Here is a 5,409-nt window from a genome sequence, read left to right as displayed (position 1 = left end):
TACGTGGCCGAGATCCAACCCGGCAAGGTGCTCTACGAGATCAACGGCGTGCCCGAAGCGCTGGCCCGCGAAGCGTTCACCCTCGCAGCTGCCAAGCTGCCGCTGCGGTGCACCTTCGTGGCGCGTCAGGTCGGCGCTTGAGCCGGCCGGAAGGAAAGACATGAAAGCATCCGAACTCCGCGCCAAGGACGTTGCTGCGCTCGAGCAGGAGGTCAAGGACCTGCTGCGCGCGCATTTCGGCCTGCGCATGCAAAAGGGCACGCAGCAGCTGACCAACACCTCGACGCTGCGCAAGACCCGTCGTGACATCGCTCGCGCCAAGACTGTCCTGGCCGAGAAGAAGAAGGGAGCGTCGCAATGACGACTCAAGCTCGAGAACCGCAAGAACAAGTGGTGAAGAACACGCGCACCCTGGTGGGTCGCGTCGTCAGTGACAAGCGCATGAAGACCATCACGGTGCTCGTCGAGCGCCGCGTCAAGCACGAGCTCTACGGCAAGATCATTGCCCGCTCGCGCAAGTACCACGCGCACGACGAGAACAACGAGTGCAAGATGGGCGACATGGTCGAGATCGCCGAAGGTCGGCCGATCTCCAAGACCAAGGCGTGGGTCGTGACCCGGACGCTGGAAAAGGCACGGGTGCTCTGACACTGAACGCTGTCGGGGCTCTCGAAGGAGCGTCGATACAACGACCGGATCGCTGGCATGCTGGCGTCCGGTCGTTTTTCATTCCGGCGTAGCTTGGCTGCGCTTTCGCCAAACCCCTGGAGAGACGTGATGCTGAAAGTCGGCGACAAGCTGCCCGCGGGCAAGTTCTATGAATTCATCGAGGTCGAGGGCAATGGCTGCTCGCTCGGTCCGAACAGTTTCGAGATCGACAAGCTCGCCGCCGGCAAGAAGGTCGCGGTGTTCGCTCTGCCGGGCGCCTTCACACCGACCTGCTCGGCGCAGCATGTACCCGGCTATCTGAAGCATGCGGACGACTTGCGGGCTACCGGAATCGACGAGATCTGGTGCGTGGCCGTCAATGACCCGTTCGTGATGGGAGCGTGGGGGCGCGATCAAAAGACCGACGGCAAGCTGCGCATGATGGCCGACGGCAGCGCGGAGTTCACCCGCGCGACCGGCCTCACCCTGGATCTGGGCGCGCGGGGGATGGGCATGCGCTCGCAGCGCTACTCGATGCTCGTGGTGGACGGCGTCGTCAAGACGCTCAATGTCGAAGCGCCGGGCAAGTTTGAAGTCAGCGACGCCGAGACGCTGCTTGCGCAGGCCCGCAGCCTTCGAGTCCGGTGAATTCAGTGCTGTCGATCTGTTGACAGCCGCTGCGCTTTCGCAGATACTTTGCAGCTTCGCCGAAACGCTGCCTGCGGGACTGCCGGGCCTCATTTGCTTGAGGAGCCGGATCGCTCCAGGCGGCCTCGGTCTCGCCCTAAGCAGATGGCGCGAGTGCGGCAAGCCCTTCGGGGATTGAGCGCAACGCGTCAAATGACGGGCCCAAGACTGCTCGCAGCGGCCCACGATGGGCAGCAAGCGGGACAAGTTGGGGACGGAACATGATTCAAATGCAGTCGCGGCTCGACGTCGCGGACAACACGGGCGCTAAAAGCGTCATGTGCATCAAGGTGCTTGGCGGCTCCAAGCGCCGCTATGCGGGCATCGGCGACGTGATCAAGGTCACCGTCAAGGAAGCTGCGCCGCGCGGGCGCGTAAAGAAAGGCGAGATCTACAGCGCCGTGGTGGTTCGCACTGCCAAGGGCGTGCGTCGCCAGGACGGCTCGCTGGTTAAATTCGACGGCAACGCCGCCGTCCTGCTCAACGCCAAGCTCGAGCCCATCGGCACTCGCATTTTCGGCCCGGTCACGCGCGAATTGCGCACCGAGCGCTTCATGAAGATCGTGTCGCTGGCCCCCGAGGTCCTCTGAGCCGAGCGCCAAGGAAAACTGAGCATGAACAAGATTCGCAAAGGCGACCAGGTCATCGTGCTGACCGGTCGCGACAAAGGCAAGCGGGGCTCCGTGGCTTCCCGTGTCGATGCCGACCACCTGTTGGTCGATGGCGTCAACATGGTCAAGAAGCACGTCAAGCCGAATCCGCTCAAGGGCTCGACCGGTGGCATTGTGGACAAGACCATGCCGATCCATCAGTCGAATGTGGCGATCTACAACCCCGTGAGCGGCAAGGCCGACCGCGTGGGCATCAAGCTCCTGGACGACGGCAAGAAAGTGCGTGTCTTCAAGTCCAGCGGCGAACAGATCAAGGCCTGAGGCCGAGGTAAGAGATGGCTAAACAGCAGGCTCAACAACAGACGCAGCAGCGCTCGGCCCAGCCGGCGCGCCTTCAGCAGTTCTATCGCGAGAAAGTCGCGCCCGAACTGGTGAAAAAGTTCGGCTACAAGTCGGTGATGCAGGTGCCGCGCTTGAGCAAGATCACGCTCAACATGGGCGTGAGCGAGGCGGTGTCGGACAAGAAGGTGATGGACCACGCGGTCAGTGACTTGTCCAAGATTTCCGGCCAGAAGCCCGTCATTACCAAGTCGAAGAAGGCCATCGCCGGCTTCAAGATTCGCGACAACGTGCCCATCGGCTGCATGGTGACTCTGCGCGGCGTACGCATGTACGAGTTCCTCGACCGCTTCGTGACCGTTGCGCTGCCCCGGGTGCGCGACTTCCGCGGCATCTCCGGTCGGGCCTTCGACGGCCGCGGCAACTACAACGTCGGCGTCAAGGAACAGATCATCTTTCCCGAGATCGAGTACGACAAGATCGACGTGCTGCGCGGACTGAACATCAGCTTCACGACGACGGCCAAATCCGACGACGAATGCAAGGCGCTGCTCGCCGCATTCAAGTTTCCGTTCAAGAACTGAGGATTGGCCGTGGCAAAGACTTCGATCAAGCAGCGTGAGCTCAAGCGGGAAGAGCTGGTCGCCAAGTACGCGAAGAAATACGCGGAACTCAAGGCGGTCATCAACGACTTCGGCAAAACCGAGGAAGAGCGTTACGCCGCGCGCTTGCAACTGCAGCAACTGCCGCGTAACGCCTATCCGAGCCGTCTGCGCAACCGCTGCGGCCTGACCGGCCGTCCGCGCGGCACCTTCCGCACCTTCGGTCTGGGGCGCAACAAGATTCGTGAACTGGCGTTCAAGGGCGACATTCCCGGTGTCGTCAAGGCCAGCTGGTAGGCCGGCACGCGAACGTACAGGAGATAACTTATGAGCATGAGTGATCCCATCGCCGACATGCTGACCCGCATCCGCAACGCGCAGATGGTGGAGAAGGCTGTTGTCGTGATGCCGTCGTCGAAGCTGAAGCTGGCGATTGCGCAAGTCTTGCAGGACGAAGGCTATATCGATAGCTTCGCCGTCAAGAGCGAGGGCTTCAAGCCCCAACTCGAGATTGGGCTGAAGTACTACGCTGGCCGCCCGGTGATCGAACGTATCGAGCGCGTCAGCCGACCGGGGCTTCGTGTTTACAAGGGCTGCCACGAGATTCCGAAGGTCATGAACGGCCTTGGCGTGGCCATCGTGACCACGCCCAAGGGTGTGATGACGGACCGCAAGGCGCGCGCTGCCGGTATCGGCGGCGAAGTCCTGTGCTACGTCGCCTGACGCGAAGGAGCTGAAAGAATGTCTCGCGTAGGAAAAATGCCGATCGCCGTGCCCAAGGGCGTGGACGTATCGCTCACGGCCGAGCGGATCAGCGTCAAGGGTGCACTGGGCACGCTCGTGCGTGCCGGCAACCGGCTGGTCACGGTCAAGAACGATGGCGGGTCGCTGAGCTTCACGCCGATCGACGAGTCGCCGGCGGCGAACGCGATGTCGGGAACGATGCGTGCGTTGGTGGCCAACATGGTCAATGGTGTAAGCACCGGTTTCCAGAAGAAGCTCACGCTCGTGGGAGTGGGCTATCGCGCCCAGGCCCAGGGCGCCAAGCTCAACCTGCAGATCGGTTTCTCGCATCCGGTGGTGAAGGACATGCCCGAGGGTATCAAGGTCGAGTGCCCGACACAGACCGAAATTCTGATCAAGGGTTCGGACCGCCAGGTGGTGGGGCAGATCGCTGCCGAGGTGCGCGCGATCCGTCCTCCCGAGCCCTACAAGGGCAAGGGCATCCGCTATGCGGATGAAAAGATCACGATCAAAGAGACCAAGAAGAAGTAAGGAGCAGCACGATGTTGAACCGCAAAGATCAGCGCCTTCGCCGCTCCCGCCAGACGCGGGCGCGCATTGCGTTGCAGAACGTGGCGCGCCTCATGGTGTTCCGTTCCAACACGCACATCTACGCCAGCGTCGTTTCCGACTGCGGCTCCAAGGTGCTTGCGAGCGCCTCGACCGTGGAAAAGGAAATGCGCACGCAGCTCGGGGCCGCCGGCAAAGGCGCCAATACCGAAGCCGCTGCTCTGATCGGCAAGCGCATCGCAGAGCGAGCCAAGGCGGCCGGCATCGAGAAGGTGGCGTTCGACCGCTCCGGCTTCGCCTACCACGGCCGCGTCAAGGCGCTCGCCGAGGCGGCTCGCGAAGCCGGCCTGCAGTTCTGAGTTCGCGTGAGCTCGGACGAGAAGCACCGCACACCCTAGGAATCTGACATGGCAAAGTTTCAACCCCGCATTTCCGACGAAGGCCGCGACGACGGCCTGAAGGAAAAGATGATTCAGGTGAACCGCGTGACCAAGGTGGTCAAGGGCGGCCGGATCATGGGCTTCGCGGCGCTCACTGTCGTCGGTGACGGCGATGGCCGGGTCGGCATGGGCAAGGGCAAGGCGCGCGAGGTGCCGGTGGCCGTGACCAAGGCCATGGATGCGGCGCGCCGCAACATGATCAAGGTCAACCTGAAGAACGGTACCGTCCACCACAACGTGACCGGTGAGCACGGCGCTGCCAAGGTGCTGCTGGCGCCGGCGAAGGCGGGTGACGGCATCATTGCCGGCGGTCCGATGCGCGCGGTGTTCGAGGTGATGGGCGTAACCGACATCGTCGCCAAGAGCCTGGGCACTTCCAACCCATACAACATGGTGCGTGCGACGTTCGACGCGCTGTCACGCTCGACCACGCCTATGGAAATCGCAGCCAAGCGCGGCAAGTCGGTCGAAGAGATTTTCAACTGAGACGCGCCGGGGAATCATCATGACGGACAAGACGACGCTCAAGGTCAAGCTCGTACGCAGCCCGATCGGCACCCAGGAATCGCACCGCGCAACGGTTCGCGGGCTCGGCCTGCGCGCAATCGGCAGCGAGCGAGTGCTCGAAGACACACCCGCCGTGCGCGGAATGATCAACAAGGTGGCTTACCTGGTTCAGGTGCTCTGACCGCGGTTGATCTCGGAGAAGACAATGGAACTCAACACGATCAAGCCCGGCTCGGGCGCAAAGCATGCCAAGCGCCGTGTCGGTCGCGGCATTGGCTCGGG

The 5,409-nt window shown here is 62.6% G+C and carries 13 protein-coding genes and 1 pseudogene; all 14 read left to right on the top strand.

The window, feature by feature from the left end; translation table 11 throughout:
- Positions 1 to 141, top strand: a 141-nt coding sequence (locus tag H0W40_RS18940) for a ribosomal protein L16 (RefSeq protein ID WP_292449343.1), incomplete at its 5' end; no start/stop codon positions are given.
- 19 nt (positions 142 to 160) lie between these two features.
- Entirely contained in the window at positions 161 to 361 is a 201-nt protein-coding gene (gene rpmC / locus H0W40_RS18935) for a 50S ribosomal protein L29 (protein WP_292449340.1), read from the top strand.
- A complete protein-coding gene (gene rpsQ / locus H0W40_RS18930; RefSeq protein WP_292449338.1) occupies positions 358 to 648 on the top strand; it encodes a 30S ribosomal protein S17 in 291 nt (96 codons plus the stop codon). Before rpmC ends, rpsQ begins: the two co-directional genes overlap by 4 nt.
- Positions 649 to 777: 129 nt before the next feature.
- Positions 778 to 1,296, top strand: a complete 519-nt coding sequence (locus H0W40_RS18925; protein WP_292449342.1) for a peroxiredoxin — start codon at positions 778 to 780, stop codon at positions 1,294 to 1,296.
- Positions 1,297 to 1,556: 260 nt separating this feature from the next.
- On the top strand, positions 1,557 to 1,925 hold the full coding sequence (gene rplN / locus H0W40_RS18920; protein WP_292449336.1) for a 50S ribosomal protein L14: 369 nt from the start codon (positions 1,557 to 1,559) through the stop codon (positions 1,923 to 1,925).
- 24 nt (positions 1,926 to 1,949) lie between these two features.
- A complete protein-coding gene (gene rplX / locus H0W40_RS18915) occupies positions 1,950 to 2,267 on the top strand; it encodes a 50S ribosomal protein L24 (RefSeq protein WP_292449334.1) in 318 nt (105 codons plus the stop codon).
- Between the two features lie 14 nt (positions 2,268 to 2,281).
- Positions 2,282 to 2,869 carry a 50S ribosomal protein L5 gene (gene rplE / locus H0W40_RS18910; protein WP_292449332.1) on the top strand — a complete coding sequence of 196 codons (588 nt, stop codon included), beginning with the start codon at positions 2,282 to 2,284 and terminating at the stop codon, positions 2,867 to 2,869.
- A gap of 9 nt (positions 2,870 to 2,878) precedes the next feature.
- Complete coding sequence (gene rpsN / locus H0W40_RS18905; RefSeq protein ID WP_292449330.1) at positions 2,879 to 3,184, top strand: 30S ribosomal protein S14; 306 nt, start codon at positions 2,879 to 2,881, stop codon at positions 3,182 to 3,184.
- A gap of 30 nt (positions 3,185 to 3,214) precedes the next feature.
- Positions 3,215 to 3,610, top strand: coding sequence for a 30S ribosomal protein S8 (gene rpsH, locus H0W40_RS18900; protein ID WP_292449328.1), 396 nt, complete (start codon positions 3,215 to 3,217; stop codon positions 3,608 to 3,610).
- A gap of 18 nt (positions 3,611 to 3,628) precedes the next feature.
- A complete protein-coding gene (rplF, locus tag H0W40_RS18895; RefSeq protein ID WP_292449326.1) occupies positions 3,629 to 4,162 on the top strand; it encodes a 50S ribosomal protein L6 in 534 nt (177 codons plus the stop codon).
- Between the two features lie 11 nt (positions 4,163 to 4,173).
- On the top strand, positions 4,174 to 4,539 hold the full coding sequence (rplR, locus tag H0W40_RS18890; protein ID WP_292449324.1) for a 50S ribosomal protein L18: 366 nt from the start codon (positions 4,174 to 4,176) through the stop codon (positions 4,537 to 4,539).
- Between the two features lie 48 nt (positions 4,540 to 4,587).
- Positions 4,588 to 5,106 (top strand): 30S ribosomal protein S5, encoded by a 519-nt coding sequence (rpsE, locus tag H0W40_RS18885; RefSeq protein ID WP_292449322.1) that lies wholly within the window; start codon positions 4,588 to 4,590, stop codon positions 5,104 to 5,106.
- Positions 5,107 to 5,125: 19 nt separating this feature from the next.
- Positions 5,126 to 5,308 (top strand): 50S ribosomal protein L30, encoded by a 183-nt coding sequence (gene rpmD / locus H0W40_RS18880; RefSeq protein ID WP_292449320.1) that lies wholly within the window; start codon positions 5,126 to 5,128, stop codon positions 5,306 to 5,308.
- Between the two features lie 24 nt (positions 5,309 to 5,332).
- Positions 5,333 to 5,409: pseudogene (rplO, locus tag H0W40_RS18875) on the top strand (50S ribosomal protein L15); the annotation flags it as partial.

Origin of the sequence: Methylibium sp. (genome assembly GCF_013817345.1) — a bacterium.
Classification (GTDB): domain Bacteria; phylum Pseudomonadota; class Gammaproteobacteria; order Burkholderiales; family Burkholderiaceae_C; genus Methylibium.
This window is presented reverse-complemented; position numbering and strand designations above follow the sequence as displayed.

Coding starts and splice junctions, on each gene's coding strand:
- rpmC (WP_292449340.1), top strand. CDS start 161: ATGAAAGCATCCGAACTCCGCGCCAAGGACGTTGCTGCGCTCGAGCAG.
- rpsQ (WP_292449338.1), top strand. CDS start 358: ATGACGACTCAAGCTCGAGAACCGCAAGAACAAGTGGTGAAGAACACG.
- H0W40_RS18925 (WP_292449342.1), top strand. CDS start 778: ATGCTGAAAGTCGGCGACAAGCTGCCCGCGGGCAAGTTCTATGAATTC.
- rplN (WP_292449336.1), top strand. CDS start 1,557: ATGATTCAAATGCAGTCGCGGCTCGACGTCGCGGACAACACGGGCGCT.
- rplX (WP_292449334.1), top strand. CDS start 1,950: ATGAACAAGATTCGCAAAGGCGACCAGGTCATCGTGCTGACCGGTCGC.
- rplE (WP_292449332.1), top strand. CDS start 2,282: ATGGCTAAACAGCAGGCTCAACAACAGACGCAGCAGCGCTCGGCCCAG.
- rpsH (WP_292449328.1), top strand. CDS start 3,215: ATGAGCATGAGTGATCCCATCGCCGACATGCTGACCCGCATCCGCAAC.
- rplF (WP_292449326.1), top strand. CDS start 3,629: ATGTCTCGCGTAGGAAAAATGCCGATCGCCGTGCCCAAGGGCGTGGAC.
- rplR (WP_292449324.1), top strand. CDS start 4,174: ATGTTGAACCGCAAAGATCAGCGCCTTCGCCGCTCCCGCCAGACGCGG.
- rpsE (WP_292449322.1), top strand. CDS start 4,588: ATGGCAAAGTTTCAACCCCGCATTTCCGACGAAGGCCGCGACGACGGC.
- rpmD (WP_292449320.1), top strand. CDS start 5,126: ATGACGGACAAGACGACGCTCAAGGTCAAGCTCGTACGCAGCCCGATC.